This window comes from Ideonella sp. WA131b (genome assembly GCA_023657425.1).
Taxonomy (GTDB): Bacteria; Pseudomonadota; Gammaproteobacteria; order Burkholderiales; family Burkholderiaceae_C; genus Rubrivivax.
On record JAGTJW010000002.1, the window covers coordinates 110,791 to 137,650 of the forward strand.

Annotated in this window: 26 protein-coding genes and 2 pseudogenes; 15 read left to right on the top strand and 13 right to left on the bottom strand. The window is 71.6% G+C overall.

Annotation, left to right across the window (positions count from 1 at the left end; translation table 11 throughout):
• Window positions 1-6: 6 nt before the first annotated feature.
• From KA711_10500 to KA711_10515, 4 genes and pseudogenes are all read right to left on the bottom strand, one after another.
• Complete coding sequence (locus tag KA711_10500) at window positions 7-1,374, bottom strand: glutamine synthetase (protein ID MCM0609406.1); 1,368 nt, start codon at window positions 1,372-1,374, stop codon at window positions 7-9.
• Window positions 1,375-1,425: 51 nt separating this feature from the next.
• Window positions 1,426-2,242: pseudogene (locus KA711_10505) on the bottom strand (gamma-glutamyl-gamma-aminobutyrate hydrolase family protein).
• A gap of 10 nt (window positions 2,243-2,252) precedes the next feature.
• On the bottom strand, window positions 2,253-3,593 hold the full coding sequence (locus tag KA711_10510) for an FAD-binding oxidoreductase (protein ID MCM0609407.1): 1,341 nt from the start codon (window positions 3,591-3,593) through the stop codon (window positions 2,253-2,255).
• Window positions 3,594-3,626: 33 nt separating this feature from the next.
• The gene (locus tag KA711_10515) at window positions 3,627-5,003 is read right to left on the bottom strand and encodes an aspartate aminotransferase family protein (GenBank protein ID MCM0609408.1); all 1,377 of its coding nucleotides are present in this window, start codon (window positions 5,001-5,003) and stop codon (window positions 3,627-3,629) included.
• Window positions 5,004-5,142: 139 nt separating this feature from the next.
• Between KA711_10515 and KA711_10520 the strand changes: the two genes are divergently transcribed.
• Window positions 5,143-5,628, top strand: coding sequence for an Lrp/AsnC family transcriptional regulator (locus tag KA711_10520; GenBank protein MCM0609409.1), 486 nt, complete (start codon window positions 5,143-5,145; stop codon window positions 5,626-5,628).
• A 12-nt stretch (window positions 5,629-5,640) separates the two neighbouring features.
• On the opposite strand, the gene speB is transcribed toward KA711_10520, so the two are convergent.
• On the bottom strand, window positions 5,641-6,585 hold the full coding sequence (gene speB / locus KA711_10525; protein MCM0609410.1) for an agmatinase: 945 nt from the start codon (window positions 6,583-6,585) through the stop codon (window positions 5,641-5,643).
• 370 nt (window positions 6,586-6,955) lie between these two features.
• Here speB and aceA point away from each other — a divergent pair, with 370 nt between their 5' ends.
• A complete protein-coding gene (aceA, locus tag KA711_10530; GenBank protein MCM0609411.1) occupies window positions 6,956-8,254 on the top strand; it encodes an isocitrate lyase in 1,299 nt (432 codons plus the stop codon).
• Between the two features lie 335 nt (window positions 8,255-8,589).
• Here the strand turns inward: aceA and KA711_10535 are convergent, their stop codons facing one another.
• From KA711_10535 to KA711_10545, 3 genes are read right to left on the bottom strand one after another with little or no spacing between them, the layout of a single operon-like run.
• Entirely contained in the window at window positions 8,590-9,501 is a 912-nt protein-coding gene (locus KA711_10535) for a hypothetical protein (GenBank protein MCM0609412.1), read from the bottom strand.
• 24 nt (window positions 9,502-9,525) lie between these two features.
• A complete protein-coding gene (locus tag KA711_10540) occupies window positions 9,526-10,428 on the bottom strand; it encodes an ABC transporter ATP-binding protein (GenBank protein ID MCM0609413.1) in 903 nt (300 codons plus the stop codon).
• Window positions 10,425-10,808 carry a GntR family transcriptional regulator gene (locus KA711_10545; GenBank protein ID MCM0609414.1) on the bottom strand — a complete coding sequence of 128 codons (384 nt, stop codon included), beginning with the start codon at window positions 10,806-10,808 and terminating at the stop codon, window positions 10,425-10,427. Before KA711_10545 ends, KA711_10540 begins: the two co-directional genes overlap by 4 nt.
• 214 nt (window positions 10,809-11,022) lie before the next feature.
• Between KA711_10545 and KA711_10550 the strand changes: the two genes are divergently transcribed.
• Both KA711_10550 and KA711_10555 read left to right on the top strand, forming a co-directional pair.
• The gene (locus tag KA711_10550) at window positions 11,023-11,913 is read left to right on the top strand and encodes an alpha/beta hydrolase (GenBank protein ID MCM0609415.1); all 891 of its coding nucleotides are present in this window, start codon (window positions 11,023-11,025) and stop codon (window positions 11,911-11,913) included.
• Window positions 11,910-12,767 (top strand): YbgC/FadM family acyl-CoA thioesterase, encoded by an 858-nt coding sequence (locus KA711_10555; GenBank protein ID MCM0609416.1) that lies wholly within the window; start codon window positions 11,910-11,912, stop codon window positions 12,765-12,767. The genes KA711_10550 and KA711_10555 overlap by 4 nt, the downstream gene beginning before the upstream one ends.
• A 14-nt stretch (window positions 12,768-12,781) precedes the next feature.
• Here KA711_10555 and KA711_10560 read toward each other — a convergent pair whose 3' ends face one another.
• Together KA711_10560 and KA711_10565 are read right to left on the bottom strand one after the other, a co-directional pair.
• Entirely contained in the window at window positions 12,782-13,090 is a 309-nt protein-coding gene (locus KA711_10560) for a DUF4936 family protein (GenBank protein MCM0609417.1), read from the bottom strand.
• The gene (locus KA711_10565; protein ID MCM0609418.1) at window positions 13,087-14,010 is read right to left on the bottom strand and encodes a folate-binding protein YgfZ; all 924 of its coding nucleotides are present in this window, start codon (window positions 14,008-14,010) and stop codon (window positions 13,087-13,089) included. The genes KA711_10560 and KA711_10565 overlap by 4 nt, the downstream gene beginning before the upstream one ends.
• Window positions 14,011-14,034: 24 nt before the next feature.
• Between KA711_10565 and mltG the strand changes: the two genes are divergently transcribed.
• From mltG to KA711_10620, 11 genes are all read left to right on the top strand, one after another.
• Entirely contained in the window at window positions 14,035-15,051 is a 1,017-nt protein-coding gene (mltG, locus tag KA711_10570) for an endolytic transglycosylase MltG (GenBank protein ID MCM0609419.1), read from the top strand.
• A complete protein-coding gene (locus tag KA711_10575; GenBank protein MCM0609420.1) occupies window positions 15,048-15,674 on the top strand; it encodes a dTMP kinase in 627 nt (208 codons plus the stop codon). Before mltG ends, KA711_10575 begins: the two co-directional genes overlap by 4 nt.
• Window positions 15,664-16,734 carry a DNA polymerase III subunit delta' gene (locus KA711_10580; protein ID MCM0609421.1) on the top strand — a complete coding sequence of 357 codons (1,071 nt, stop codon included), beginning with the start codon at window positions 15,664-15,666 and terminating at the stop codon, window positions 16,732-16,734. The genes KA711_10575 and KA711_10580 overlap by 11 nt, the downstream gene beginning before the upstream one ends.
• On the top strand, window positions 16,731-17,138 hold the full coding sequence (locus tag KA711_10585; GenBank protein MCM0609422.1) for a PilZ domain-containing protein: 408 nt from the start codon (window positions 16,731-16,733) through the stop codon (window positions 17,136-17,138). The genes KA711_10580 and KA711_10585 overlap by 4 nt, the downstream gene beginning before the upstream one ends.
• Window positions 17,139-17,169: 31 nt before the next feature.
• Window positions 17,170-17,970 (top strand): TatD family hydrolase, encoded by an 801-nt coding sequence (locus KA711_10590; protein ID MCM0609423.1) that lies wholly within the window; start codon window positions 17,170-17,172, stop codon window positions 17,968-17,970.
• The gene (locus tag KA711_10595; GenBank protein ID MCM0609424.1) at window positions 17,967-18,635 is read left to right on the top strand and encodes an ankyrin repeat domain-containing protein; all 669 of its coding nucleotides are present in this window, start codon (window positions 17,967-17,969) and stop codon (window positions 18,633-18,635) included. The genes KA711_10590 and KA711_10595 overlap by 4 nt, the downstream gene beginning before the upstream one ends.
• Window positions 18,636-18,787: 152 nt before the next feature.
• Window positions 18,788-18,994 carry a hypothetical protein gene (locus KA711_10600; GenBank protein MCM0609425.1) on the top strand — a complete coding sequence of 69 codons (207 nt, stop codon included), beginning with the start codon at window positions 18,788-18,790 and terminating at the stop codon, window positions 18,992-18,994.
• Window positions 18,995-19,198: 204 nt separating this feature from the next.
• Window positions 19,199-20,287, top strand: coding sequence for a DUF3616 domain-containing protein (locus KA711_10605; GenBank protein MCM0609426.1), 1,089 nt, complete (start codon window positions 19,199-19,201; stop codon window positions 20,285-20,287).
• A gap of 29 nt (window positions 20,288-20,316) precedes the next feature.
• Window positions 20,317-21,291, top strand: a complete 975-nt coding sequence (locus KA711_10610) for a diacylglycerol kinase (protein ID MCM0609427.1) — start codon at window positions 20,317-20,319, stop codon at window positions 21,289-21,291.
• Complete coding sequence (locus tag KA711_10615) at window positions 21,288-22,091, top strand: metallophosphoesterase (protein ID MCM0609428.1); 804 nt, start codon at window positions 21,288-21,290, stop codon at window positions 22,089-22,091. The genes KA711_10610 and KA711_10615 overlap by 4 nt, the downstream gene beginning before the upstream one ends.
• Window positions 22,092-22,207: 116 nt before the next feature.
• Complete coding sequence (locus tag KA711_10620) at window positions 22,208-23,095, top strand: carboxylating nicotinate-nucleotide diphosphorylase (GenBank protein ID MCM0609429.1); 888 nt, start codon at window positions 22,208-22,210, stop codon at window positions 23,093-23,095.
• Between the two features lie 23 nt (window positions 23,096-23,118).
• Here KA711_10620 and KA711_10625 read toward each other — a convergent pair.
• The 3 genes and pseudogenes from KA711_10625 to KA711_10635 form a co-directional block, all read right to left on the bottom strand.
• Window positions 23,119-24,101, bottom strand: a pseudogene (locus KA711_10625) (WYL domain-containing protein).
• Between the two features lie 19 nt (window positions 24,102-24,120).
• Window positions 24,121-25,821, bottom strand: a complete 1,701-nt coding sequence (locus tag KA711_10630) for a formate--tetrahydrofolate ligase (GenBank protein ID MCM0609430.1) — start codon at window positions 25,819-25,821, stop codon at window positions 24,121-24,123.
• A gap of 227 nt (window positions 25,822-26,048) precedes the next feature.
• Window positions 26,049-26,837 carry a crotonase/enoyl-CoA hydratase family protein gene (locus KA711_10635; protein ID MCM0609431.1) on the bottom strand — a complete coding sequence of 263 codons (789 nt, stop codon included), beginning with the start codon at window positions 26,835-26,837 and terminating at the stop codon, window positions 26,049-26,051.
• Between the last annotated feature and the right edge of the window lie 23 nt (window positions 26,838-26,860).

Consider the following 26,860-nt stretch of genomic DNA (forward strand, 5'->3'; position numbering starts at 1 on the left):
GGCCTTTCAGACGTGAAGGAGCAGGTGCTCCCGCTCCCAAGGCGAGATCACCTTCATGAACTCGGCGTACTCGATCTCCTTGACCTCGGTGTAGACGGTCACGAACTCGCGGCCCAGCACGGCGGCGAGATCGGCTTCTTCGCGCAGCAGCATCAGCGCCTCGCCCAGGCTGCGTGGCAGCTGGAAGTCGCCGAGGTAGGCGTCGCCCTTGCACTCGGGCGCCGGCTCGATCTGGTTGACGATGCCGAGGTAGCCGCAAGCCAGCGTGGCGGCCAGGGCCACGTAGGGGTTGGCATCGGCGCCGATGACGCGGTTTTCCACGCGCCGGGCCGCCGCGCCCGCCACCGGGCTGCGGATGCCCACGGTGCGGTTGTCGGTGCCCCACTGGATGTTGATGGGTGCGGCGTTGCTGCGCACGAGGCGCCGGTAGCTGTTGACGTAGGGCGCGAAGAGGGCCATGGCCGCCGGGATGTACTTCTGCAGCCCGCCGATGTACCAGTAGAACTCCTTGCTGGCCGTGAAGTCGGGGTTGCTGAAGATGTTCTCGCCGGTGGCTTTGCTCACCACGCTCTGGTGGATGTGCATGGCGCTGCCGGGCTCGCCGGCGATGGGCTTGGCCATGAAGGTGGCGAACATGTTGTGACGCAGCGCCGCCTCGCGCACCGTGCGCTTGAAGAGGAACACCTCGTCGGCCAGGCCCAGTGGGTGGGCGTGGAAGAAGTTGATCTCCATCTGCCCGGCGCCCACCTCGTGGATCAGCGTGTCCACGTTGAGCTCCATCTTCTCGCAGTAGGCGTAGACGTCCTCGAACAGCGGGTCGAACTCGTTGACGGCGTCGATGCTGTAGGCCTGGCGGCTGGTCTCGCTGCGGCCGCTGCGGCCCACGGGCGGCTTCAGCGGCACGTCGGGATCGGTGTTGCGGGCGACCAGGTAGAACTCGAGCTCGGGCGCCACCACCGGCGCCCATCCTTGTGCGTCGTAGAGGTCGCACACGTGGCGCAGCACGCTGCGTGGGGCGAAGGGCACCAGCGAGCCTTCACGGTCGTAGCAGTCGTGGATGACCTGCGCGGTGGGGTCGGTGGCCCAGGGCACGATGCGCACCGTGCTCGGGTCGGGGCGCAGGTGCATGTCGCGGTCGGTGGGCTTGATGACGTCGTAGTACGGACCCTCTTCGGGGAACTCGCCCGTCACGCCCATGGCCACCACCGCCTCGGGCAGGCGCATGCCGCGGTCTTCGGTGAACTTCTGGCGCGGCAGGATCTTGCCGCGGGCCACGCCGGTGAGGTCGGGCACGAGGCATTCGATCTCGGTGACGCGGTTCTGGTCGAGCCACTGTTCGAGCTCGGCGAACGTGAAATGGGGTTTGGACGACATGGGGCACCTGGTGGTCGGCGGCGCCGCGGGGCCCAGTGGCGCGGCAGGGGTTCAGCGGGCCAGGGTGGGCTCGCCGCGAGGCAAGGGGCCGCGCACGCGGTCGCGGTACATGTGCACGGCGTCGCCAAAGGCACGCAGGATGCGCATGGACTGCGGGTTGCCGGCGGCCTGCCACTCGGGGTGCCATTGCACGCACAGGTTGAAGCCGGGCGCGCCCGGCTGCGTGAACGCCTCGACGAAGCCGTCGGGGGCCCGCGCTTCAACGCGCAGGCCCGGGGCCAGGCGATTCACGCCCTGGCCATGGATGGAGTTGACGGTGAAGCGGCGCTCGGGCAGCAGGCGCGCGAGCAGGCCGCCGGGTTCCACGGCCACGTCGTGGGCGGGCGCGTAGACCTCCTCGACCGTCTGGGCCTTCGCCACGCGCGCTGGCGCCGCGGTGGTCGGCCAAGCCCGGCACCTCCTGAACGGCCTGGTGCAAAGTGCCGCCGAGCGCCACGTTCACTTCCTGCGCGCCACGGCAGATGGCCAGCAGCGGCAGGCCGCGCGCCAGGGCCAGGCGCGCCAGCGGCAGGGTCCAGGCATCGCGCTCGGGGTCCAGCGGCAGGCTTTCGTCGTGGACGTCCTCGCCGAAGTGCGTGGGGTGCACGTTGCTGGGCGAGCCCGTGAGCAGCAGGCCGTGCACCTGGTCGAGCAGGCCCGGCAGCTGCGCTTCGTCGAAAGGCGGCGCGATGAGCGGCAGCGCCCCGGCCAGCCGCACGGCATCGACGTACTTGCGGCCCACCGTGTGCGAGGGGTGGCCGGCCAGCACCTTGTTGCAGCTGCTGACCAGCACCAGGGGCGGCGACAGATCGGGGTTGCGGGACGGCATCGCGGATCCTTCAGCCGAGCATATCGCGCAGCCGGTACCAGGCCATGCCCAGAACGAGCGCAGGGGTGCGCAGCCAGGCGCCACCCGGAAAGGGCCGGTGCTGGAGCCGCGCGAAGACATCGAAGCGCGAGCTGTCGCCGCCCATGGCCTCGGCCACCAGGCGCCCGGCCAGGCCCGTGAGCGCCAGGCCATGGCCGCTGAAGCCTTGCAGGTAGTACACGTTGGCGGGGCCGCCCGGCGTGGCCGGCGGCAGGCGGCCGAAGTCGGGCGCGCGGTTCATCGAGATGTCGACGAAGCCGCCCCAGGCATACGCCACCTTCGCGCCTGCGAGCTGGGGAAAGGTGTGCACCATGCGCGCACGCAGCGACTCGGCCAGCCGTGCCGGCGTGACGGTGCTGTAGCTCACGCGGCCGCCGTAGAGCATGCGGTCATCGGGCGTGGTGCGGAAGTAGTCGAGGACGAAGTTGGTGTCGCAGACGGCGCTGCGGTCGGGGATGAGCGCGTCGGCCGTGGCGCGCGGCAGCACCTCGGTGCAGGCGATGTAGGTGCCGACAGGCATGACCCGGGGTGCGAGCGCAGGCGCCAGCGGAGGCGCCACGCCGTGCAGGTAGACGTTGCCGGCCAGCAGCACCTGGCGGGCCTGCAGCGTGCCCGCGCCCTGTGCGCTGGCGGTGCGCAGCACGGGGCGTTCGCCCGGCACCAGGGCGGTGGCCTGCGTGCCCTCGTGCAGGCGCACGCCGGCCCGGGCAGCGGCGGCGGCCAGGCCGCGTGTGTACTTCAGCGGGTGCAGGTGGCCCGAGCGCGGGTCGTGCACGCCGCCGCAGTAGCGCGGGCTGGCGATCCAGCGGCCCATGTCGGCGGCGGCGATGCGCGTCAGGGCGTAGCCGTAGACGCTGTCGAGCCGATCGGCCTGCGCGTGCAGCGTCGCGGCCTTGCGCGGCGTGGTGGCCACGCCCAGGTAGCCGTCCTGCCAGTCGCAGGCGATGCCGTGCTCGGCGATGCGCGCGCGCAGCAGGTCCAGGGCCTCGATGGACATGGCCCACACACGGCGGGCTTCGTCCAGGCCCAGCTGCTGCTCGATCGTGTCCTGGTCGCAGGCCAGGCCGTGGATGGCCTGGCCGCCGTTGCGACCGCTGGCGCCGAAGCCGATCTCGCGCGCCTCGATCAGAACGACATCGAAGCCCCGCGCGCGCAGATCCAGCGCCGCGCTCAGGCCCGCGAGGCCGCCGCCCACCACGGCCACGTCGCAGCGGGCTTCGCCGAGCAGCGGCGCAAAGGCCGCAGCCTGCGGCGCCGTGGCCGCGTAGTACGAGTTGCGCGTGAGGGCCTGGTCGGTGTCCAGCAAAGGCATGCGGCGGGGCTGCAGTCCTGTGGCGGAGGCTCGTCAGGCAGCGCGGCGCAGCGCCGCGCGGAGGGTCTCGATGAGGCGATCGACGTGCGCGCGCTCGATGATCAGCGGCGGCGACAAGGCGATGGTGTCGCCGGTGGTGCGGATGAGCAGGCCCTGCGCCCAGCAGTCGAGGAAGACCGAGAACGCGCGCTTGGTGGGCTCGCCCGCGATGCCCTGCAGCTCGATGCCGCCCACGAGGCCGAAGTTGCGCACGTCGATGACGTGTGGCTCACCCTTGAGCGAGTGCACGCCCGCGGCGAAGTAACCGGCAATGTCGCCCGTCACGGGGTTCGCGCGCGTGAGCAGCGACTCCTCGGCGTAGGTGTCCAGCGTGCCGATGCCCGCCGCGCAGGCCAGCGGGTGGCCCGAGTAGGTGTAGCCGTGCGGGAACTCGATCAGGTGCTCGGCGCCCACCATGAACGCGTCGTGAATCTCGTTCTTCACGATCACCGCGCCCATGGGCACGGCGCCGTTGGTCAGGCCCTTGGCGCAGGTGATCATGTCCGGCGTCACGCCGAAGGTCTGCGCCGCGAAGGCCTTGCCGGTGCGGCCGAATCCCGTGATGACCTCATCGAAGATGAGCAGGATGCCGTGCTTCGTGCAGATCTCGCGCAGCTTCTGCAGGTAGCCGGCCGGCGGAATGAGCACGCCCGTGCTGCCGGCGATGGGCTCCACGATCACCGCCGCGATGTTGCTCGCGTCGTGCAGCGCCACGAGCTTTTCCAGGTCGTCGGCGAACTCGGCGCCGTGCGCGGGCTGGCCCGGGCTGAAGGCGTTGCGCGCGAGGTCGTGCGTGTGGCGGATGTGGTCGGTGCCGGCCACGGCCAGGCCAAAGGTCTTGCGGTTGCCGATCATCCCGCCCACCGAGATGCCGCCGAAATTGACGCCGTGGTAGCCGCGATCACGGCCGAGCAGGCGGGTTCGCGTGCCTTCGCCGCGCACGCGGTGGTAGGCCAGCGCCATCTTGAGCGCCGAATCCACCGCCTCGCTGCCGCTGTTGGCGAAGAACACCTTGCCCATGCCGGCCGGCGCCAAGGCGGCCACGCGCTCGGCCAGCTCGAAGGCCTTGGGGTGGCCCATCTGGAAGGGCGGTGCGAAGTCCATCTCGGCGGCCTGGGCCTGGATGGCGGCGGTGATGCGCGGCCGGTTGTGACCGGCGTTCACGCACCACAGGCCGGCCACGGCATCGAGCACCTCGCGGCCCTGCACGTCCCAGTAGTGCATGCCGCTGGCGCGGGCCAGCAGGCGCGGCGCCTTCTTGAACTGGCGGTTGGCCGTGAAGGGCATCCAGTGGGCCCCCATGGCCGGGGGCAGCTGGCTGCCCACGGCTTCGGCGGCTTGCATCAGGGCGGGGTCGAGGGCTTTGTTCATGGCGGGGCCTGCAAAGAAGGCGTGCGGAATCGCCTGGGCAGTCTAGCCAGCCGCGCACACAATGTGCTTGCCAAGCTGGACCGGGGCTACCCTGAGCGGCACAATCGGCTGCTGCGCCACAGCCGCCTCACGCAAGAAAATGCTGACCCCCAGCCCCGCCGTGCAACTGGATGCCATCGACACGGCCATCCTGGCCGCGCTGCAGCGCGAGGGCCGGATCTCCAACCAGGCCCTGGCGCAGCAGGTGCACCTGAGCCCCAGCGCCTGCCTGCGGCGCGTGAAGGCGCTGGAGGATGCCGGCGTGATTGCCGGCTATGTGGCGCTGCTCAACCCACGCGCCATCGGCCGGCCGGGCACCAGCTTCACCATCATCAACCTCGAAAGCACCCAGCCGGTCGTGCGCCAGGCCTTCGAGCAGGCCGTGGCCGACACGCCGGAGATCCTGGACTGCCACTACGTGGCCGGCGCCAACGACTACCTGGTGCGCTTCACCTACCGCGACGCCGAAGACCTGGAGCGCTTCCACGCCGAGGTGCTGGCGCGGCTGCCCGGCGTGGTGCGCAGCAACTCGATGCTGGTGCTGCGCACCGTCAAGCGCACGACCGCGCTGCCGCTGCCGGCTTGAGCGCCGGGGTGGTCAGCTTGCCTGCATGGCACCCATGGGGTGGCGTGCGAGCTGACCGCACAAGAAGGTCCAGACGAAATGCGCCGCCGCCTGGCTGGTGAGTTCGGCATGGTCGTAGGGGGGCGCCACCTCGACGCAGTCCATGCCCACGAAGGGCAGGTCGGCCAGCTCCTCCAGCAGCGTCAGCACCTGCGCGGTGGCCAGGCCCCCGGGTTCGGGCGTGCCGGTGCCGGGCGCGAAGGCCGGGTCCAGGCAGTCGATGTCCAGGCTCAGGTACAGCGGCGGATGCCCATGCTCGGCCAGGCGGCTGCGGATGGCCTTAAGCACCGGGGCCAGCTGGGCTGGCGAGGCCAGGCCGCGCAGCTCGCGCGCCGTGACGATCTGTCCGCCTCGTTCGCGCACGTACTCGCGCGCGGCACGCTCGCCGGCCGAGCGGATGCCGATCTGCGTGAAGCAGGCATCGACCACCAGACCCTCCTGCATCGCTTCGTAGACCCAGGTGCCGTGGCCGCTGGGCTCGCCGAAGTGGTCGGTCCAGGTGTCGCAGTGGGCATCGAAGTGGATCACGGCCAGCGGCCGGCCGAGCTGGCGGCGGTACTCGCGCAACAGCGGCAGCGTGATCGAGTGATCGCCACCCAGCCACAGCATGCGGTGGCGCGCGATCAGACCTGCGGCCTCACGCTGCAGCACCTCGCGCATGCGCTCCAGGCCGGTGTTGGGCAGGCGCAGGTCACCGGCGTCGCCCAGCCAGGGCTGCGGCGCGAGCTCGAACACAGGGTGCGTGCCGTCGCACAGCATGTGGCTGGCCTCGCGGATGGCGCGCGGCCCCATGCGCGCGCCGCTGCGGTTGGTGGTGGAGCCGTCCCAGGCCACCCCGGCCACGGCCCAGGGCGTGTCGTCGGCCGGCGGGCCGACTTTGAGGAAGCGGCTGTCGGAGCGGTAGGCAAAGTCGGACATCGGGCGCTCATCGGTTCAGGGTTGGAGGCAGCGCCGCGCAGCGGGCACTCTCGCGGCCGATCATAGGCAGCCTGCGGCTCCGTCCCGCCATGAAGCCCGTCGAGCTTGTGCAGCACCGGCCCCGTTTCGCTTGCTGAATTCTCTATCTCACGATGCGAAAAGTGGCATGCTGCGCCGCCGCATTGGCATCGCACATCGGAAAGCGCCATTCCATCATGCGGCACGGCGTCTGCAAGTTCTTGATTCGCATGAATTTTCAATCATGTCTTTTGTAAGACATAAGTTGTTTGACGTGGCTCGGCCTGCGCCACACTGGGCCCCAGCTGCCGGAACCACCGGCCCGATCTCCCCACCACCCTGGAGCCCCGCCATGAGCCGACCGACCCGCCACCAACAGATCGATGCCCTCGAGACCGACTGGGCGCAGAACCCGCGCTGGAAGGGCATCAAGCGCGGCTACACGGCCGCCGACGTGGTGCGGCTGCGCGGCAGCCTCCCCATCGAGCACACGCTGGCCCAGCGCGGCGCCGAGAAGCTGTGGAACCTGATCAACAGCGAGCCCTTCGTCAACAGCCTGGGCGCGCTCACGGGCAACCAGGCCATGCAGCAGGTCAAGGCCGGCCTCAAGGCCATCTACCTGAGCGGCTGGCAGGTGGCGGGTGACGCCAACAGCAACGGCGAGATGTACCCCGACCAGAGCTTGTACGCCGTGGACTCGGTGCCCAAGGTCGTGAAGCGCATCAACGCCACCTTCAAGCGCGCCGACGAGATCCAGTGGAGCGAAGGCAAGAACGACATCGACTACTTCGCGCCCATCGTGGCCGATGCCGAGGCCGGCTTCGGCGGCGTGCTCAACGCCTTCGAGCTGATGAAGGCCCTGATCGACGCGGGCGCTGCCGGCGTGCACTTCGAAGACCAGCTCGCGGCGGCCAAGAAGTGCGGCCACATGGGCGGCAAGGTGCTGGTGCCCACCCGCGAGGCCGTGGCCAAGCTCGTGGCGGCCCGCCTGGCGGCCGACACCATGGGCGTGCCCACCATCCTGCTGGCGCGCACCGACGCCGAGGCAGGGGACCTGGTCACCAGCGACGTCGATGACAACGACCGACCCTTCTGCACCGGCGAGCGCACGGTGGAAGGTTTTTTCCGCACGCGCAACGGCCTGGATCAGGCCATCAGCCGCGGCCTGGCCTACGCGCCGTATGCCGACCTGATCTGGTGCGAGACGGGCAAGCCGGACCTGGCCTTCGCCAAGGCCTTTGCCGACGCGATCCACGCCAAGTTCCCGGGCAAGCTGCTGGCCTACAACTGCAGTCCGTCGTTCAACTGGAAGAAAAACCTCGACGACGCCACGATCGCCAAGTTCCAGCGCGAGCTCGGCGCGATGGGCTACAAGTTCCAGTTCATCACGCTGGCCGGCTTCCACAGCCTGAACTACGGCATGTTTGACCTCGCCTACGGCTACGCGCGCCACAACATGAGCGCCTTCGTCGAGCTGCAGGAGAAGGAGTTCGCCGCGGCCGAGCGCGGCTTCACCGCGGTGAAGCACCAGCGCGAGGTGGGCACGGGCTACTTCGACGCCGTGACGACCACCATCGAGAAAGAGGCCTCCACAGCCGCCCTGAAGGGCTCGACCGAAGACGAACAATTCCTAGACGGCACGCATCACTGAGCCCGGACGTGAGCCGCCGGAAGGCGGCGAACGCCTGGCGAAGGACTGCCGGCGATTTCACGCCGGCAGGCATGGGCCCGGACGTGAGCCGCCGGAAGGCGGCGAACGCCTGGCGAAGGACTGCCGGCGATTTCACGCCGGCAGGCATGGGCCCGGACGTGAGCCGCCGGAAGGCGGCGAACGCCAGGCGAAGCACTGCCGGCCATGATGCTGGCCATCCAGGCCGAGGTGCCCAAGCTGCAGGGCCGCGTGATGCAGGCGCTGGAGCGCCTGGCGGCCGAGGGCATCCAGGTGCAGCCGCCGGCCCCGCGCTGAAGCGCCCGACCGGCCAGGCGTCAGTCGGCCCAGGCGCCGCGCCGACGCCAGGCCCACAGCGCCGCAAACAGGGCCGCCGAAGCCACCAGCACGCCGGCCAGCAGCGGCCGGCCCAGGTTGGCGAAAGCGGCGCCGAAGTCGTGCAAGGCCCAGCCGGGCAGCGCCTTCAGCGTCTCTTGCGGCAGGACGTTAGGACCGGTCGCGAGATCGTCGCCAGCGGCTCCCAGCAGCGAATGGGCCGACATCTGCAGCATCGCGCCCAAGGTGTTGGCGAACACCGGCTCGCCGAACACCCGCTCCAGGCCCTGGCTCAGCAGGATGAGCGCGATGCACAGCAACGGCAACCCCCAGCGCTTGAAGTAGGCGTTCGACAACATGGCGGCCAGCACCAGCGGCAGCAACCACAGCAGCGCCATGGGCACGCCGGCCACCGCGCGCAGCAGCAGCGCAGCCAGGGCCGGCAGGATCTCGCGCCAGGGCAGCGCGAACCACTCGCCCAGGCCCACGACGCGGCCCACCGTGACCATAGACACCGGAATCGCCACCAGCGAGCCCACCACCAGCGCCGCGGCCGGCACAAGCAGCAGGTGCACGAGGATCGGCGCCAGCAGGCTCTCGGCATGGCCGCTGGGCAGCGACAGCCAGAACTCGACCGAGCGGTCGCCGTGGTCGCGCCGGGGCGAATTCAGCGCGATGAACAGCGAGGTGACGCCGAGCAGCAGCAACACCGCGGCCGTGGAGATGACGAAGGTGAGCAGGGTCAGGACAACCGAGAGGTCACGCGGAATCTGCGCCCTCATGTCGTCGTCGAGCTGGATGGTGCCCAGGCTCAGGAGCAGCAGCGACACGGCCAGCGGCACCAGCACCAGCATGGCCCAGGCGAAGCGGTGCTGCAGCCACTCGCGCAGCATCAGGGGCAGGAGGTTGTTCATGGTCGGGCTCCGGGGAGGCAGGTGTCAGAAGTGCTGGCGGTCGAGTTCGGGCTTGCGCGTGAGCGCCACGAACAGGTCGACCAGGCTCGGGCGGATGCGGCGGCCCAGGGCCTGCACCGAGGGTGGCGGCTCGCCGTCGAACAGCGCCGCTGCACCGCCCTGCACGCGGTAGCGCAGCAGCGGGTGCGCGGCGGCCATCTCCTCGGCCACGGCCGGGTCATGGCCGAGCGCCACGAAGCGGCGGTCGACCTCCTCCAGGCTGATCGACAGCACCAGCCTGCCTTCGTTGAGCATCAGCACATCGGACAGCAGGGACTCGACCTCCTCGACCTGGTGCGTGCTGACGAGCACGCTGCGCTCGCCGTCGCACCACTCGTCGATGAGCATCTCGTAGAAGGCCTTGCGCGACAGCACGTCCAGGCCCAGCGTGGGCTCGTCCAGGATCATCAGCCGCGCGTCGATGCTGGCCACCAGGGCCAGGTGGGCCTGGGCCACCATGCCCTTGGACAGCGTCTTGACCTTGTCGTTCAGCCCCACGCTCGTGCGCGCCAGCAGGGCCCTGGCGCGCTCGGCCGAGAAGCGCGGGTGCAGGCGTGCCATCAGCCTGATCAGCTCGCTCACCCGTGCCCAACGCGGCAGGATGGCCACATCCGGGATGTAGCAGGCACTCTGCAACAGCGCCACGCGGTCGCGCTGCGGATGCAGGCCCAGCACGCTGAGCTCGCCCTCGGGCGCCGCCAGGCCCACCATCGCCTTCATCAGCGTGGTCTTGCCGGCGCCGTTGTGGCCGAGCAGGCCGACCACGCGGCCCTTGGGGATGGTGAAACTGACGTCGTCGACGGCCGCCTTGCGGCCATAGCGGATGCTCAGGTGGCGGGCCGAGACCAGCGTGTCGCCGGGGTTGGTGGCCGGGGTGGGGGTCGTCATGCCCGCTTCTCCTGGTGGATGGCTTGTTCGGTGTCGGTGTCCCAGTCGAGCTGCTGCGCGGCGATGCCCAGCCGGCGGAGTTTGGCGCGCAGACGCGGCCATTCCTCGGCCAGGAAGCGCTGGCGTTCGGCCAGGCGGAGGCGGTCGCGCGCACCGGCCATCACGAACAGGCCCAGGCCGCGGCGGCCTTCCAGCAGCCCGGCGTCGGCCAGCGCCTGCAGCGCGCGGCTCACCGTCAGCGGGTTCAGAAGGTGCTGGCCGGCCAGGGCGCGCACCGAGGGCATCGCCTCGCCCTCGGGCGGCTCGCCGTCCAGCAGCCGGGCCGCGAGCAGGTCGGCCAGCTGCTGGTAGATGGGTTGTCGTTCGTCCCAGTTGGTCATCGGGGCCCTCCGTGCCGCGTCGCCAGGGCGGCGCCGGGTGCAGTGTGTTGCTGATGTAGCACACCATATCAGCCCCACCAGGTGCACGGCCCCGGCGTTGCGATGGGCCGGGGCCAGGGCACGACAGACTGCGGACGGCGCGGATGCGCCGCAGCCCGGACGGCGGCGCCCGTATGCTCCGCGCCCGATGACGCTGAACCTGCTGACGCCGACCATGGCCGGGCTGCTCGACCGCATCCGCCGCGCGCGCCGGCCGCCGCTGCACGCGCTGGGCGTGGCGGAGGCCCGCGCCGCTTACGAGGCGGGCGCCGAGGTGCTGGACCTGCCGCGCACGCCACTGGCCGACGTGACCGCGCTCACCCTGGCCGGCCGCCCCGCGCGCCGTTACGCCCCCGAGGCACGGCCGCTGCCGGCGCTGCTGTACCTGCACGGCGGCGGCTTCGTCATCGGCAGCCTGGAAACGCACGACAGCCTGTGCCGGCAGCTGGCCCTGCGCAGCGGCTGCGCCGTGGTGTCGCTGGACTACCGACTGGCCCCCGAGCACCCATTCCCGGCTGCGGTGGACGACACCTGGGCGGCACTGCAGGCGCTGCTGGAGCAGCCCGCCGCGGCCGGCATCGAGCGCCTCGTGGCCGTGGGCGGCGACAGCGCGGGCGGCACCCTGGCCGCCGTGGCCGCGCTGCACGCGCGCGACCGCGGCTGGCCGCTGGCGCTGCAGCTGCTCATCACGCCCGGCACCACAGCGCACGCGGACACCGCGTCGCACAAGCTCTTCGCCGAGGGCTTCCTGCTCGACGCCGCCACCATCGCGTGGATGTTCGACCACACGATCCCGCAGGCCCACCGCCGCGACTGGCGCTTTGCGCCGCTGGAGGCCGAGGTCGACGGCGTGGCGCCGGCCTGCGTCATCCTGGCCGAGTGCGACCCGCTGGTCGACGAAGGCCTGGCCTACGCCGACCGGCTGCGTGCCGCCGGTGTGCCGGTGCAGCTGGAGCTGCTGCGCGGCGTCACGCACGACTTCATCAAGATGGGCCGCGCGCTGCGCGAGGCCCAAGACGCCCTGGCCGCCGCCGCGGCCGCCCTGAAGGAGGCCGCCCAACGATGAAACGAGCCGATTTCCGCTACCGCGAGCCGCTGCGCGTGCGCTGGGCCGAGGTCGATCTGCAGAAGATCGTCTTCAACGGCCACTACCTGATGTACGTCGACACCGCCGTGGCCGGCTACTGGCGCGCGCTCGCGCTGCCCTACCACGAGACCATGGAGCGTCTGCAGGGCGACCTGTACGTGCGCAAGGCCACGCTCGAGTACGAAGGCTCGGCGCGCTACGACGAGCGGCTGGAGGTCGGCATCCGCTGCACGCGCATCGGCAACTCGTCGATGGGCTTCGTGGCCGGGGTGTTCCGCGGCGAGCAGCGGCTGGTGCACGGCGAGCTGGTCTACGTCTTCGCCGACCCGCACACCCAGACCAGCCGCCCGGTGCCGCACGAGCTGCGCGACTGGCTGCAGGCCTTCGAGGCCGGTGAGCCGATGGTGCAGGTGGCGCTGGGCGACTGGGCCGCGCAGCAGGCCGAGGCGCTGACGTTGCGCCACGCCGTGTTCGCCCAGGAGCAGGGCATCCCGGCCGGGTTGATGGCCGACGAGGCCGACGCCGGGGCGCTGCACGCGCTGGCGCGCAACCGCGCCGGGCGCGCGGTGGGCAGCGGGCGGCTGGTGGTGCAGGCCGACGGCCACGGGAAGATCGGCCGCATGGCGGTGGACGCCACCGTGCGCGGCGCGGGCGTGGGCGGCGCGCTGCTGCAGGCGCTGGTGGGCGCGGCGCGCGGGCGCGGACTGCCCGGGCTGGTGCTGCACGCACAGGCCACGGCCGAGGGCTTCTACCGCCGCGCCGGCTGGCGGCCCGAGGGCCCCGTGTTCGAGGAGGCCGGCGTGCCGCACCAGGCGATGACGCTGGCGCTCTAGCGCCGCAGGGCCGCTCAGCGCGCCAGCGACTCGAAGACCTCGACCTGCCGCGGACCGCGGCACCAGGGCGTTGCCGCCTGCGTGCCCCGCGCCACGATGACAGCCTGCAGCCCGGGGGCGATGCCGCCCTCGTGGGCGTAGGTTTCCATCAGTGTGGCGTGGGCGGCGCCGTCCTCGTCGGCCCGCAGGTACAGGCGGGCGGTGAGGCCCGGCCACTCGGCCTGGAGCTGCTGCTGGAACTGCTGCATCGCCCGGCGCGCCGCGCCCAGGTCTTGCGGCTCAAGGCGCCAGTACACGAAGAGCTCGCGCACCGCGGCGCTCACTCGGCCAGCGTGGGCAGGGCGTAGGGCAGGGGGGCGGGCGTGAGCAGCGGGCCGTCGGCCGTGCCCAGGTGCAGCGTGCCGCCCTCGAGCGCCGCGAGCTTGAGCTCGGCCAGCGCCACGGGGCCGAGGCCGGGCAGATCGCCGGCCAGCGCCACCAGGCCGGCGGGCTGGCCGGGGTCTGCGCTGTGCACGATCTCCTGTCCGGGCGTCATGGCCACCGGGCCCGTCAGCAGCTGGCCGCGGCGCTTGAGCGTGCCGCGGTACTGGCTGCGCGCCACCACTTCCTGACCGGGGTAGCAGCCTTTCTGGAAGTTCACGCCGCCCACCAGTTCGAGGTTCACCATCTGCGGCACGAACTGCTCCACGGTACCGGCGACGATGCGCGGCACGCCGCTGGCGGCCTCCAGGCCTTGCCAGGTGGCGGCGACCAGCGCCGCGCCGATGGGTGCAGCGCCGCCAAACTGCAGCGCGCGCGGCACCGGGCGGCCTTGCACCAAGGCCGGCGGCAATGCGATGCACACGCCGTCGCCGGCCGGCTGCACCGCCCAGGGTTCGGCGGCTGGTGCCGCATCGCCCGCCAGGCCCCAGGCCGGGCACTCGGCGCTGGCATCGTCGAGCGTGCACTGGGCGCGCAGCACGAACATGCGCAGCCGCTTGAGTGTGGCCGGCAGCAGGTCGGCACTGCACGCCAGCATCACGGTGTCGGCGTCGGGCGCCCACATCACGAAGCTCGCCAGCATCCGGCCCTTGGCCGTGCAGTAGCCCGCCAGCCGCGCCGTGCCGGGCGCGAGCTGGGTCACATCCTGCGTGAGCTGGCCGTGCAGGAAGCGGCGTGCGTCGGCACCGCGGGCGCGGATCAGGCCCCAGTCGGGCAGCGGCAGCACGCCGTGGAGGGCGGTTTCGGCAGGGGTCGGCAACATGGCGCTGATTATCATGAGCGGCTCATGGCGTCTCGGTCTTCGTGGTCTCGCATCGGACTGGCATTGGTGCTGGTACCTCTGCTGGCCCTGGCCGGCGCCGCGGCGGCCGCCTGGTGGTGGCTGGACCGCCCGCTGCGACTGACCACGCCGTCGGTGGAGCTGTCCATCGAGCCGGGCGACAACCCGCGCGAGGTGGCCACGGCCTGGGTGGGCGCGGGCGTGCAGACCTCGCCATGGCTGCTGTACGAGTGGTTCCGCTGGTCGGGGCAGGCACGGCGCATCCGCGCCGGCAGCTACGAGGTGCGCGAGGGCGTCACGCCGCGCAGCCTGCTCAGCAAGCTGGTGCAGGGCGACGAGCTGCTCGAGCGCGTGCGCTTCATCGAGGGCTGGACACTGCGGCAGCTGCGTGCCGAACTGGCCCGAGCGCCGCACCTCAAGCCCACCACCGACCGCCTGAGCGACGCCGAGCTGATGGCCGCCGTCGGCAGCCCCGGGGTGCCGGCCGAGGGCCGCTTTTTCCCCGACACCTACGTCTACAGCCGCGGCGTCAGCGACCTCACCGTGCTCAAGCGCGCTCACCGCGCGATGCAACAGCAGTTGGCCGGGGCCTGGGCGCAGCGCGCACCCGACACGCCGCTGAAGAGCGCCGACGAGGCGCTGATCCTCGCCTCCATCGTCGAGAAGGAAACCGGCCTGGAAGCCGACCGCGGGCAGATCGCCGGTGTGTTCAGCAACCGGCTGCGCATCGGCATGATGTTGCAGACCGACCCCACGGTGATCTACGGCCTGGGCGAACGCTTCGACGGCAACCTGCGCCGCCGCGATCTCGAAACCGACGGCCCCTTCAACACCTACACCCGGGGCGGCCTGCCGCCGACACCCATCGCGCTGCCGGGCCTGGCCTCGCTGCGCGCCGCGGTGCGGCCCGAGCCGACGCGCGCGCTCTACTTCGTGGCCAAAGGCGACGGCCGCAGCGCCTTCAGCGAAAACCTCGCCGACCATAATCGCGCGGTGGCCCGCTATCAGCTGAACCGCCGATGACCGGCGGCTTGTTCATCACCGTCGAAGGCATCGACGGCGCGGGCAAGAGCACGCACATCGAGTCGCTGCGCACGTGGTTCGAGCGCCGCGGCCGCGAGGTGGTGGTCACCCGCGAGCCCGGCGGCACCGAGCTGGCCGAGGCCCTGCGCGAGCTGGTGCTGCACCGCCCGATGGACGCGCTGACCGAGGCGCTGCTGGTGTTTGCCGCGCGGCGCGATCACCTCGTGGGCCGCATCGAGCCGGCGCTGGCGCGCGGCGCGGTGGTCATTGGCGACCGTTACACGGACGCCAGTTTCGCCTACCAGGGAGGCGGCCGCGGCTTCAGCCTCGAGGTGCTGGGTACGCTGGAGGGATGGGTGCAGCAGGGCCGGCAGCCGCAGCTCACGCTGTGGTTCGACCTGCCGGCCGCCGAGGCCGCGCGCCGTCGTGGCGCGGTGCGCGCGCCCGACCGTTTCGAGTCGCAGGACGTCGCCTTCTTCGAGCGCGTGATCGCCGGTTACGCCGCCCGCGAGGCGGCGATGCCGCAGCGCTTTGCGCGCATCGACGCCCGCGCCGAACCGGCGGCGGTGTGGCGGCAGGTCGAGGCGGTCCTGCAGCGGCGGTTTGGCGCGCATGACGCTTGAAGCCGTGCTGATCGGCGACGACGGCGCGCTGCCCTTGCCCTGGCTGGCCGAGCCCTTGGCCGCCGCGCTGGCCCACCAGCGTGGCCATGCGCTGATGCTGCATGGGGCCGCCGGCACGGGCGTGCTGCCGTTCGCCATGGCGCTGGCGCAGTCTTGGCTGTGCGAGGCATCGGACGGCCGGCGCCCCGCCTGCGGCCGTTGCGGCAGTTGCAGGCTGGTGCAGGGCCACGTGCACCCCGACCTGATGCTGCTGATGCCCGAGCAGCAGCGGCGCGATCTCGACTGGCCGCTCCCGGGCGACAAGACCGATTCCGACAGCAGCAGGAAGCCGAGCCGGCAGATCCGCGTCGACGAAGTGCGGCTGCTCATCGACTGGGTGTTCAAGACCTCGGCGCGCGGGCGCGGCAAGGTGGCCGTGCTCACGCCGGGCGAGACGCTCAACCTGCAGTCGGCCAACGCCCTGCTGAAGACCCTGGAGGAGCCGCCGGACGGCACCCGCATCGTCATCACCACCCCCGACCCGGCCCGCCTGCTGCCGACGGTGCGCAGCCGCTGCCAGGTGCTGCGCCTGGCCGAGCCCACGGGGCCGGTGGCGCTGGAATGGCTGACCAGCCGCGGCGTGGCCGAGCCCGCGGTGCTGCTGGCCGCGGCCTCGGGCCGGCCGCTGGACGCACGGGCGCTGCACGAAGCCGGCTTGCCCGCCGAGGCCTGGCGGCGGCTGCCGCGGGCGCTGGCGCGCGGGGAAGGGCGCCTGGTTCAGGGCTGGACGCTGCCGGCTTTGCTGGATGTGCTGCAGAAGCTCTGCCACGACGCGATGGCCGTGGCCGGCGGCGCGGCGCCGCGCTACTTTCCGGCCGGCTCGGTGCCGGGCGGGGCCTCGCCGGCCCTGCTGCGGGACTGGTCGCTGGCGCTGCAGCGCCTGGCGCGCCACGCCGCCCATCCCTGGAACGAAGGCGTCATGACCGACGCCCTGGTGGCCGCCGCCGCGCGCGCCCTGCGGCCGCCGCCACAGCGGTCGGCAGGAGCCCGGAACACGGGCTTGGATACACTGCCCGGATGAACGACCGGACCCCGACGCGCGCCGGCCTGCTCGGCCCTCCGGTGGTGCCGGGCGGCGCGGGATCACTGCGGCCCAGCGTGATCCAGCTGGTGATCCGCGAGAAGGGTGCGCTCTACGCGGCCTACATCCCGCTCTTCACGGAAGGCGGCCTGTTCGTGCCCACCACCCGCGATTACCGCCTGGGCGAGGACATCTACCTGCTGCTGTCGCTGCCCGATGACCCGCAGCGTTTCCCGGTGGCCGGCAAGGTGGCCTGGGTGACGCCGGCCAACGCAGCGGGCGGGCGGACGCAGGGCGTGGGCGTGCGTTTCCCCAATGACGACAAATCGCGCCAGCTCAAGGTCCAGATCGAGGAGATCCTGGGGACCTCGGTGCAGTCGCAGAAGCCGACGCAGACGATCTGACCGCGCCGGCCCCGCGCCCAGGCCTGCCCCGATGTTCGTCGACTCCCACTGCCACCTCAGCTTTCCCGGACTGCACGAGCGCATCGCCGACGTGCGGCACGAGATGGCGCTTGCGGGTGTGGACCGCGCCATCTGCATCTGCACCACGATGGAGGAGTTCGACACCGTGCATGCGTTGGCGCGCGAGCACGCCGAGTTCTGGTGCACGGCCGGCGTGCACCCCGACAACGAAGGCGTGCGCGAGCCCACGGTCGCCGAGCTGGTGACGCTGGCCGCAAGGCCGCGCGTGGTGGCCATCGGCGAGACCGGGCTCGACTACCACCGGCTCAATGGCCGCAGCGTGGCTGACATGGCCTGGCAGCGGGACCGTTTCGCCGTGCACATCGAAGCCGCCCGCGGCACCGGGCTGCCCCTCGTGGTGCATACACGTTCCGCCAGCGACGACACCCTGGCGATGCTGCGCAGCGTAGGGGCGGGCAGGGTGAGCGGTGTCTTCCATTGCTTCACCGAAACCGCCGAGGTGGCGCGCGCGGCGCTCGACCTCGGCTTCTACATCTCCTTTTCGGGCATCCTGAGCTTCCGCAACGCCCAGGAGCTGCGCGAAGTCGCGCGCTGGGTGCCGCTGGAGCGCTGCCTGATCGAGACCGACAGCCCTTATCTGGCCCCGGTGCCGCACCGCGGCAAGCCCAACCAACCCGCCTACGTGCCGCACGTGGCGGCGCAGCTGGCGGCGGTCAAGGGCTTGCCGATCGAGACGGTCGCCGCCGCCACCAGCCGCAACTGCGAAGCGCTTTTCGCGCGGCTCGGCCCCGCGCCGGAGACCACGCCATGATGAGATTCTGCTTGAAGATCGTGGTCTATTTCCTTGTCGCTGCAGCGATTTTTCCTGCAGTCGCACAAGACGATGTGGCCTTGTTCCGAGCCGTCAACGTCGACGACGAGCGTGGTGTGCAGCGCTGGCTGGCCGCTGGCGGCGACCCCAACCGCCCCGATGCCCGGGGCCAGACGCCGCTCATCCTTGCGATGCGCGACGAGTCGTTCAAGGTGGCGGCCGTGCTGCTGGACCACCCGGCCACGCGCTTGGACGCCACCAATGCCGCGGGCGAGACGGCGCTCATGATGGCGGCGCTCAAGGGCCACCTGAGCTGGGTGCAAGGCCTGGCTGCGCGCGGGGCCGCGGTCAACCGCGAAGGCTGGACGCCGCTGCACTATGCCGCCAGCGGCGCTGGCGTCGACGTGCTGCGCTGGTTGATCGAGCAGGGCGCGGCCCTCGACGCGCCAGCGCCCAACCGCAGCACGCCGCTGATGATGGCCGCGCGCTACGGTGCCAGCGAATCGGTAGAGCTGCTGCTGGCCCGTGGTGCCGACACCCGGCTGCGCAACGATCGTGGTCTGGCGGCGGCGGACTTCGCGCGGGGCGCCGGCCGCGACGCGCTGGCGGACCGTCTCGAAGCGCTGGCCGGACGGACGACGTCACCACCGCCCGGGCCGCGTTGATGGCGCTCCGGCGACCTGCCATGTTGGCATCGTGGATCGCTGTGTGTCGGAAGTCGTCTGACACGCTGGATCGTCCCTGGCCGTCTTTGCAGCCCCGGGTTCGACGCGTACAGTGACGCGCAGTGCCATCCCGGCACGCCTCGGAGATTCCCATGTCGCAAACGGCCCAGGCCCGCAACCCGTTCCTGTTGATGGTCAGCCCCGAGGTCGTGCTCGCGGCGGTCGAGAAGTCCGAACGTCTTGGTCAGCTCAATCGGCAACTGTGCCGTCCTTTGGATCGACCGACGCCCAGCACGAGCGCGCGTCCGTCCGTGCTCGACGATGAGGCCGACGACGACGAGGTGGGTGACCCGAGCTGAGCCGGGCGCATGAGGCCACGGGGTGCTTCGGCACCCTCTTGAACTTACATATATAGAGCACGATGTGTATTATGTTGCATGAAGGCAGGATGCAAGGAAAAACAGTGCTCGGCCTGTGGGAACCCACGCAGGCCCCGTGATGCCCGACTCCATTCGGCCGCAGACTGCGCGACGTAAAACGGCCACTATTCCCGAGCTCACCCGATGCCCAACACCCGCACCGCCAACGCCGTTCGCCTGGAGTTCTCGCCGGATTCCCTGGTGCATGCCAACCTGTCGGGCGCCGCGTTCACCGGCGACTGGCTGTGGGTGGCCGGCGACGAGGCCTGTGGCCTCGACCGGCTGCGCCGGCTCGAGCCCGTCGGGCGCGAGACCCTGCGCTTTGGTGAAGTGCAAGACTTTCCGCTGGCCGGACTGCTCGATCTGCCCGGCGCCCCCGACGAAGAGGCCGATCTGGAAGGCATGGCCGTGGCCGACGGGTTTCTGTGGGTGGTGGGCTCGCATGGCCTCAAGCGCAAGAACGCCAAGCCCGACCGCGACCACGCCGACAACGCCCGACGCCTGGCCAAGCTGGCGCTCGACGGCAACCGGCGGCTGCTGGCCTGTCTGCCCATCGAGCCCGATGCCCAGGGCGCGCCGGTCCTCGTGCGCCAGGCCCGTGATGGCCGCCGCGCCCTGCGCCTGAAGGGGGACGCGCAGGCCAACCTGCTGACCCGCGCGCTGGCCGACGATCCGCACTTCGGCCCCTACATGGCCATCCCCGGCAAGGACAACGGCTTCGACATCGAAGGCCTCGCAGTGGACGGCCACCGCCTGCTGCTCGGGCTGCGCGGCCCGGTGCTGCGCGGCTGGTCGGCGCTGGTGGAGATCGCCGTCGAGGCCCGCGGCGACCACCTCCGGCTGGCGCCGCTGGACGACACCGGCACGCTGATCCGCAAGCACTTCCTTCAGCTCGACGGCATGGGCGTGCGCGACCTGCACTTCTCGGGCGACGACCTCTACATCCTCGCCGGCCCCACGATGGTGCTCAACGGCGACATCCGCGTGTTCAAGTGGTCGGGTGCCCGGCCGCTGCTGGCGGCCAACCGCGAGCCGGTGCGCTTCGAAGCGGCGCTGTCCGAATCCGTGGCCCTGCCGCACGGCCGGGGCAGCAACCGCGCCGAGGCCCTGTGCGACCTGCCCCCGGCGCTGTCACGCGGCAAGCCCAGCTGGCTGGTGCTCTACGACGCGCCGGGTGCCAACCGCAAGGACGGCGAGTACACCGTCTTCGGCGATCTGTTGCGCCACGACTGAACCCATCCGTACACCACGCAGAGCGTCAGATGAGGGCGCCACCGGTCGTCGACCCGGCCTCGCCGCTGCTGTTCGTCATCAACGCGGCCTCGGGCAGCCGCGGCGTCGAGGCCAAGCTCGAGGCCATCACGACGGTGCTGCAGGCGGCCGGCCGGACCGGTGAGCTGCTGCCCAGCGCGCCGTCGGCGCTGGCCGGCGTGGCGCAGCAGGCGGCGGCCCGGGCGCGTGAGAGCCGCGGCGCGGTGATGGCCGTCGGCGGCGACGGCACGCTCAACACGGTGGCCGGCGCGGCGCACGCCGCGGGCTGCGCCATGGGCGTGGTGCCGCAGGGCACCTTCAACTATTTCGCGCGCACGCATGGCATCCCCGTCGACCCGGCGGCCGCCGTGCGGCAGCTGCTGCAGGCGGCTCCGGTGGCGGTGCAGGTGGCCGGCATCAACGACCGCGTGTTTCTTGTCAACGCCAGCTTTGGCCTGTACCCCGAGTTGCTGCAGGACCGCGAGGCCTTCAAGGCCCGTTTTGGCCGCAACCGCCTGGTGGCCCTCGTCGCAGCCGGCGCGACGCTGTTGCGCGCGCAGCGCCGGCTGCGCCTGCACATTGAGCTGGGCGACGCGTCGCGCGACGTGCAGACGCTCACCCTCTTCATCGGCAACAACCGGCTGCAGCTGCAGCAGTTCGGCGCCGAGCCGCAGGACACGGTGGCAGGCACACCCGGCGACGGCAGCATGGCCGCGCTGATGCTGCGCCCCATCGGCACGCCGTCGATGATCAGGCTGCTGCTGCACGGGGCGATGGGCCGGCTGGCCGAGGCTGCCGGCGTCGAGGCCTTCGAGTTCCAGCACATGGTGGTGCGGCCGCGCCTCGCGCCCGGCCATCGCGACATCACCGTGGCCTTCGACGGCGAGGTTGCGCGCCTGCGCACCCCCGTCGACATCCGCGTGCTGCCCGAGCCGCTGTACCTGCTGAAGCCAGCGCCCGAGGCCACGCATGGAGGCGCGCCGTGACGCTGCTGCTGCAGATCTCCGACCCGCACTTCGGCACCGAACAGCCCGCCGTGGTGGACGCGCTGGTGGCGCTGGCCGCGCAGCAGCGGCCCGGCGTGGTGGTGCTGTCGGGCGACATCACACAGCGTGCGCGGCCGGCGCAGTTCCGCGCCGCACGGGCCTTCGTCGACCGGCTGGGCGCGCCGGTGCTGGCCGTCCCCGGCAACCACGACATCGCGCTGTTCGACCTCTGGTCGCGCCTCACCCGGCCCTATGCCCGGTACGGCGCCGTGTTCGGCGCTGATCTCGAGCCGGTGCACGAGACGCCCGAGCTGCTGCTGCTGGGCGTCAACACCACCCGCCCCTGGCGCCACAAACAGGGCGAGGTCTCGGCGGCGCAGGTCGAGCGCGTCGCACGGCGGCTGGCCGCGTCCGATGCCCGCCAGCTGCGCGTGGTGGTGGTGCACCAGCCGGCGGCCGTCACGCTGCCGCGCGACCAGCGCCACCGCCTGCGCGGCCACGCCGAGGCCTGCCGGGCCTGGGCGGCCGCAGGGGCAGACGTACTGATGGGCGGGCACATCCACCTGCCCTTCACGCTGCCCTTGCCGGGCCTGGCGCGGCGGCTGTGTGTGGTGCAGGCCGGCACGGCGGTGTCGTCGCGCGTGCGGCCGGAGGCGCCCAACTCGGTGAACCTGCTGCGCTGGGAGCCCGCCGCCGCCGCGCCGGTGTGCCAGGTCGAGCGCTGGGACTATGCGCACCGCGAGGGCGCGTTCCGTCGCGTCGAAGCCACTCCACTGCTGCCATCGCGGCCGGCGGCGTGAAGCGGCCTCAGAGCCTGAGAGTGTGAGAGGCAATCCAATGCACCCGCGCATTGGATTGCCTCTCACACTCTGAGCGGGGTCACAATCGACGGCCCTGCCTGCGCCGCCCGCTGCCCATGACGCCTGCCGCCCTGCCCTTCGTCCTCCCCGCCGAGAACGAGACGCTGGAGGCCGCCCGCGCGCGCAACGTGCGCGACGCGCTGGCCGAAGACCTGGGCCGCGGCGACTGGACGGCGCTGCTCGTGCCCGCCGGCCGCCGCGTGCAGGCCCGTGTGACGGCCAAGGAAGGCACCGTGCTCTGCGGCCAGGCCTGGTTCGAGGACTGCCTGCGCGCGCTCGACGGCCATGCCTGCGTGCAGTGGCGGGCCGGCGAAGGGGCCACCGTCACGCCCGACACGCTGGTTTGCGAGATCGAGGCCGACGCGCGGGCGCTGCTCAGCGCAGAACGCTCGGCGCTGAACTTCCTGCAGCTGCTGTCGGCCACCGCCACGGCCACGCGGCGCTTTGTGGATGCCATCGCCGGTGCCAGCCCCAACCCGCGCGGCTGCGCGGTGCTCGACACGCGCAAGACGCTGCCCGGCCTGCGCCAGGCGCAGAAGTACGCGGTGCGCGTGGGCGGCGGACAGAACCAGCGCCTGGCGCTGTGGCACGGCATCCTCATCAAGGAGAACCACATCGCCGCGGCCGGCGGCATCGGCGCGGCACTGCGCACGGCCGCAGCGCTGGGCAGCGCGGTGCCGGTGCAGATCGAGGTCGAGTCGCTGGCCGAGCTTGACGAGGCCCTGGCGGCTGGCGCCACCAGCGTGCTGATCGACGACTTCACGCTGGAGCAGATGCGCGAGGCGGTGGCGCGCACCGGAGGGCGCGCGCTGCTGGAGGTGTCCGGCGGCGTGGATCTGGCCGCCATCCGCGCCATCGCCGCCACCGGCGTCGACCGCATCTCGGTGGGCAAGCTGACGAAGGACGTGCAGGCCGTCGACCTCTCGCTGCGCGTGCTCGGCTGAAGGCGCGAGCCGCGCCCGCGCGATCAGCCGTACTGCGCTGCCGCCAGCGCGAGCCGTTGCTTCGCCGCCTGCACCAGCGAAGCCGGCGCCACCACGCGCACCTGCTCGCCCTGGCGCAGCACGTCCATCACCAGCTCGGTGGCGTCCAGGTAGGGCAGGCGCAGCTCGTAGCCGCCATCGGCCAGCCAGCGGCCCTGCTGCTGCGGATGCCACTCCTCGCGGCTGGCCCAGCGTGCCGCGGTGGCGTCGAAGTGCAGCGTGGCCCACTGGCGGCGGCCACCGGCGTCGATGCCGTAGCCGGCGTCCATCTCGGCCTCCACGGTGGCCAGCGGCCGCTCGAGCGCTGCGGCCTCGACAAGCCCGGCCGACTCGATGGCGTCGAGTGCAAAGCGGCGCAGCGCGTCGCTGCGGTGGCACCAGGCATCCAGATACCAGGTGTTGCGGTAGTGCACCAGTCGCTGCGGCGAGACCTCGCGATCGCCGCGCTCGCCACACGTGCGCGTGAGGTAGTTCAGGTGCAGGCGCCGCCGCTGCAGCAGCGCCGCCGCCACGCGCTCGAAGAAGCGGCTGGGCACCGGCCGCCGCCAGGCGGTGACGATGCGGATGCGCGACGACAGCGTGTCGGCCTCCGCCAGGCCCTCGCCGCGCGCCAGCAGGTGGCGGATGCGGTCCAGCAGCGGCTGCAGGTGGCGGCCGAGCATGCGGTCGCTGTCCAGGGGGCAACAGCTGCCGCGCTGTCAGCAGCGAGTACAACTCGCCCTCGCTGAACCACAGCCTCGGCAGCTCGTGCCGGCCGCCGGCCTGCGTGTCCTTGCCGAAGCGATAGCCCTTGGTGTCGCGGTCGTATTCGATGGGCGCACCCAGGCGGCTGCGCAGGTACGCCAGGTCACGCTTGAGCGTGGCCCGCGACACCTCCAGATCCTCCCGCAGCGTCGCGAAGCTCACGCTGCCGCGGGTCGCGGATCAGCGCCTCGATGCGGTAGAGCCGCTCGGTCTGGTTCGCCATGGTCGTTCGGGCGCCGCGTTCAGCTCAGGCCGAGCACGCGCCCCTCGTCGTCGAGGTCGATGCGCTCGGCCGACGGCACCTTGGGCAGGCCGGGCATGGTCATGATGTCGCCGCAGATCATCACCACGAACCCGGCGCCGGCCGCGAGCCGCACCTCGCGCAGCTCGACCCCGTGTCCCGAGGGAGCGCCTCGGCGCGCGGGGTCGGTGGAGAAGCTGTACTGGGTCTTGGCCACGCAGATCGGCAGGGCACCGTGGCCGGCATCCTGCAACGCCTGCACCTGGCGGCGCACGGCCGGCGGCGCGGTGATGTCGCCAGCGCCGTACACGCGCGTGGCCACGGCACGCAGCTTGTCCCACAGCGGCTCGTCGTCGGCGTAGGCAAAGCGCAGCGCGGGGGGCGCACCGGCCAGGTGCACCACCTCGTGGGCCAGCGGCGCGGCGCCGCGGCCGCCCTCGGCCCAGTGGCGGCAGGTGTGCACGGCCACGCCCAAGGCGCCGATGCGCTCGCGCAGCAGCGCGTGCTCGGCCTCGGTGTCGCTGCCGAAGTGGTTGACGGCCACCACCACCGGCAGGCCGAAGACCTCACGCAGGTTGTGCAGGTGGCGCTCCAGGTTGGCCATGCCGCGGCCCAGCGCATCGAGGTTCTCGCGGTTCAGATCGGGCAGCTCCACGCCGCCGTGGAACTTGAGCGCGCGCACGGTGGCCACCAGCACCGCGCAGGCCGGGCGCAGGCCCGACAGCCGGCACTTGATGTCGACGAACTTCTCGGCGCCCAGGTCGGCACCGAAGCCGGCCTCGGTGACGACGTAGTCGGCCAGGCGCAGCGCCGTGCGCGTGGCCAGCACCGAGTTGCAGCCGTGCGCGATGTTGGCAAACGGCCCACCGTGCACCAGGGCCAGGTTGTGCTCCAGCGTCTGCACGAGGTTGGGCGCGAGCGCGTCCTTCAGCAGCACGGCCATCGCGCCCACCACGCCGAGATCGGCGGCGGTGACGGGGTGGCGGTCGCGCGTCTCGGCCACCACGATGCGCGCCAGCCGCGCCTTCAGGTCGGCCACCGAGGTGGCCAGGCACAGGATGGCCATCACCTCGCTGGCCACGACGATGTCGAAACCGTCCTCGCGCACGTAGCCGTTGGCCGGCCCGCCCTGCCCCACGGTGATGTGACGCAGCGCGCGGTCGTTCATGTCCATCACGCGCTTCCAGTGCACCCGGCGGGTGTCGATGCCCAGCGCGTTGCCGTGGTGCACGTGGTTGTCCAGCGCGGCGGCGAGCAGGTTGTGCGCGGCGGCGATGGCGTGGAAGTCGCCGTTGAAGTGGAGGTTGATGTCCTCCATGGGCACCACCTGCGCGTGACCGCCCCCGGTGGCGCCACCCTTGAGCCCGAACACGGGGCCCAGCGAGGGCTCGCGCAGCGCGATCAGCGCGTTCTTGCCGATGTGGTTGAGGGCGTCGCCCAGGCCCACGGTGGTGGTGGTCTTGCCCTCGCCGGCCGGCGTGGGGCTGATGGCCGTCACCAGCACCAGGCGGCCCTCGGGGCGGCCTTCGAGCGAGCGCACAAAGGGCATCGACAGCTTGGCGCGGTGGTGGCCGTGGGGCAGCACGTGCTCGGCGGCAATGCCCAGCCGCTGCCGAGCGAGATCGACCACGGGCCGCAGCTGCGCGCGCCGCGCGATGGCGATGTCGGCGTTGGGGTCTTCGGCGCTCCTGGGCGTGCTCAAGATGGTCGTCTCCTCGGGCGCGCATTGTGGGGGCAGCGCCGCCAGGACACGCCCGCCACCCCTTGCCGGCCATGTTGCCGGCGCGCCGCTCCTTCCCCTGCCCTGGGTGTCAGCCCCTCAGCGGCGCCCGCCGGTTGACCGGACACAACGCCGGACTCGAGCACAAAACGTTGCTCGCGCAACGGGGATTCGAAGTTCAGCATGGTTGCAAGGCGTTCAGTGACATCTCAGGCGCCCTTGAACACGGGCGCGCGCTTTTGCATCATCGCCATCACACCTTCGCGCACGTCCTGCGTCTTGAGCAGTCCCATCAGGCGTGGCATCAAGGCGGCCAAGGCTGCGGCTTCGCCTTCTCGCTGGGCCTGGTGCGCCGATTCGAGCAAGGCTTGCACGCCCAGCGGCGCGGCTTTGGCAACACTTTGGGCCATAGCCAACGCGCGCTCCTGCAATTGCGACGGGGGCAGCACTTCGCTGACCAGGCGCATGCGCAAGGCTTCGGCGGCCGAGAACTCTTCACCCGTGAGCATGTAGCGCATGGCATCGCTCCAGCCTGCGGCCCGGGGGAATCTGACCGAAGTTCCGCCCGATGGCGTAATGCCCCTGAGCACTTCGGTCTGCGAAAACCGCGTGCCTTCGGCAGCCAACGCGATGTCGGCCGCGAGCATCAAGTCCAACCCCGCGGTGAAGCAGACCCCTTGCACCGCCGCGATCAGCGGTTTGCGCCGTAAAGGGCCGCTGGTGGCAAACGGGTCGAGGCCGTCATCGGGGTAGCTCAGTTCGCCGCCGGCCAACTTCGGCGCCAGCTCCATCAGGTCCAAACCCGCCGAGAAGTGCTCACCATGCGCAAACACCAGCGCGCAGCGCAGCGCGGGATCGCGTTCGTACTCGCCCAGCGCGCTGGCGAGTTCCGACAGCATTCGGGAGTCGAACGCATTGCGCTTGGCAACCCTGTTTAGGCCGATCAGAAAAACACCCTCTCGGCGTTCGAGGGTCACGGACGTTGCGTCGTTGCTCATTGAATAGCTCCCAAGAAACGAAA

Coding starts and splice junctions, on each gene's coding strand:
- KA711_10500 (MCM0609406.1), bottom strand. CDS start 1,374: ATGTCGTCCAAACCCCATTTCACGTTCGCCGAGCTCGAACAGTGGCTC.
- KA711_10510 (MCM0609407.1), bottom strand. CDS start 3,593: ATGCCTTTGCTGGACACCGACCAGGCCCTCACGCGCAACTCGTACTAC.
- KA711_10515 (MCM0609408.1), bottom strand. CDS start 5,003: ATGAACAAAGCCCTCGACCCCGCCCTGATGCAAGCCGCCGAAGCCGTG.
- KA711_10520 (MCM0609409.1), top strand. CDS start 5,143: ATGCTGACCCCCAGCCCCGCCGTGCAACTGGATGCCATCGACACGGCC.
- speB (MCM0609410.1), bottom strand. CDS start 6,585: ATGTCCGACTTTGCCTACCGCTCCGACAGCCGCTTCCTCAAAGTCGGC.
- aceA (MCM0609411.1), top strand. CDS start 6,956: ATGAGCCGACCGACCCGCCACCAACAGATCGATGCCCTCGAGACCGAC.
- KA711_10535 (MCM0609412.1), bottom strand. CDS start 9,501: ATGAACAACCTCCTGCCCCTGATGCTGCGCGAGTGGCTGCAGCACCGC.
- KA711_10540 (MCM0609413.1), bottom strand. CDS start 10,428: ATGACGACCCCCACCCCGGCCACCAACCCCGGCGACACGCTGGTCTCG.
- KA711_10545 (MCM0609414.1), bottom strand. CDS start 10,808: ATGACCAACTGGGACGAACGACAACCCATCTACCAGCAGCTGGCCGAC.
- KA711_10550 (MCM0609415.1), top strand. CDS start 11,023: ATGGCCGGGCTGCTCGACCGCATCCGCCGCGCGCGCCGGCCGCCGCTG.
- KA711_10555 (MCM0609416.1), top strand. CDS start 11,910: ATGAAACGAGCCGATTTCCGCTACCGCGAGCCGCTGCGCGTGCGCTGG.
- KA711_10565 (MCM0609418.1), bottom strand. CDS start 14,010: ATGTTGCCGACCCCTGCCGAAACCGCCCTCCACGGCGTGCTGCCGCTG.
- mltG (MCM0609419.1), top strand. CDS start 14,035: ATGGCGTCTCGGTCTTCGTGGTCTCGCATCGGACTGGCATTGGTGCTG.
- KA711_10575 (MCM0609420.1), top strand. CDS start 15,048: ATGACCGGCGGCTTGTTCATCACCGTCGAAGGCATCGACGGCGCGGGC.
- KA711_10580 (MCM0609421.1), top strand. CDS start 15,664: ATGACGCTTGAAGCCGTGCTGATCGGCGACGACGGCGCGCTGCCCTTG.
- KA711_10585 (MCM0609422.1), top strand. CDS start 16,731: ATGAACGACCGGACCCCGACGCGCGCCGGCCTGCTCGGCCCTCCGGTG.
- KA711_10590 (MCM0609423.1), top strand. CDS start 17,170: ATGTTCGTCGACTCCCACTGCCACCTCAGCTTTCCCGGACTGCACGAG.
- KA711_10595 (MCM0609424.1), top strand. CDS start 17,967: ATGATGAGATTCTGCTTGAAGATCGTGGTCTATTTCCTTGTCGCTGCA.
- KA711_10600 (MCM0609425.1), top strand. CDS start 18,788: ATGTCGCAAACGGCCCAGGCCCGCAACCCGTTCCTGTTGATGGTCAGC.
- KA711_10605 (MCM0609426.1), top strand. CDS start 19,199: ATGCCCAACACCCGCACCGCCAACGCCGTTCGCCTGGAGTTCTCGCCG.
- KA711_10610 (MCM0609427.1), top strand. CDS start 20,317: ATGAGGGCGCCACCGGTCGTCGACCCGGCCTCGCCGCTGCTGTTCGTC.
- KA711_10620 (MCM0609429.1), top strand. CDS start 22,208: ATGACGCCTGCCGCCCTGCCCTTCGTCCTCCCCGCCGAGAACGAGACG.
- KA711_10635 (MCM0609431.1), bottom strand. CDS start 26,837: ATGAGCAACGACGCAACGTCCGTGACCCTCGAACGCCGAGAGGGTGTT.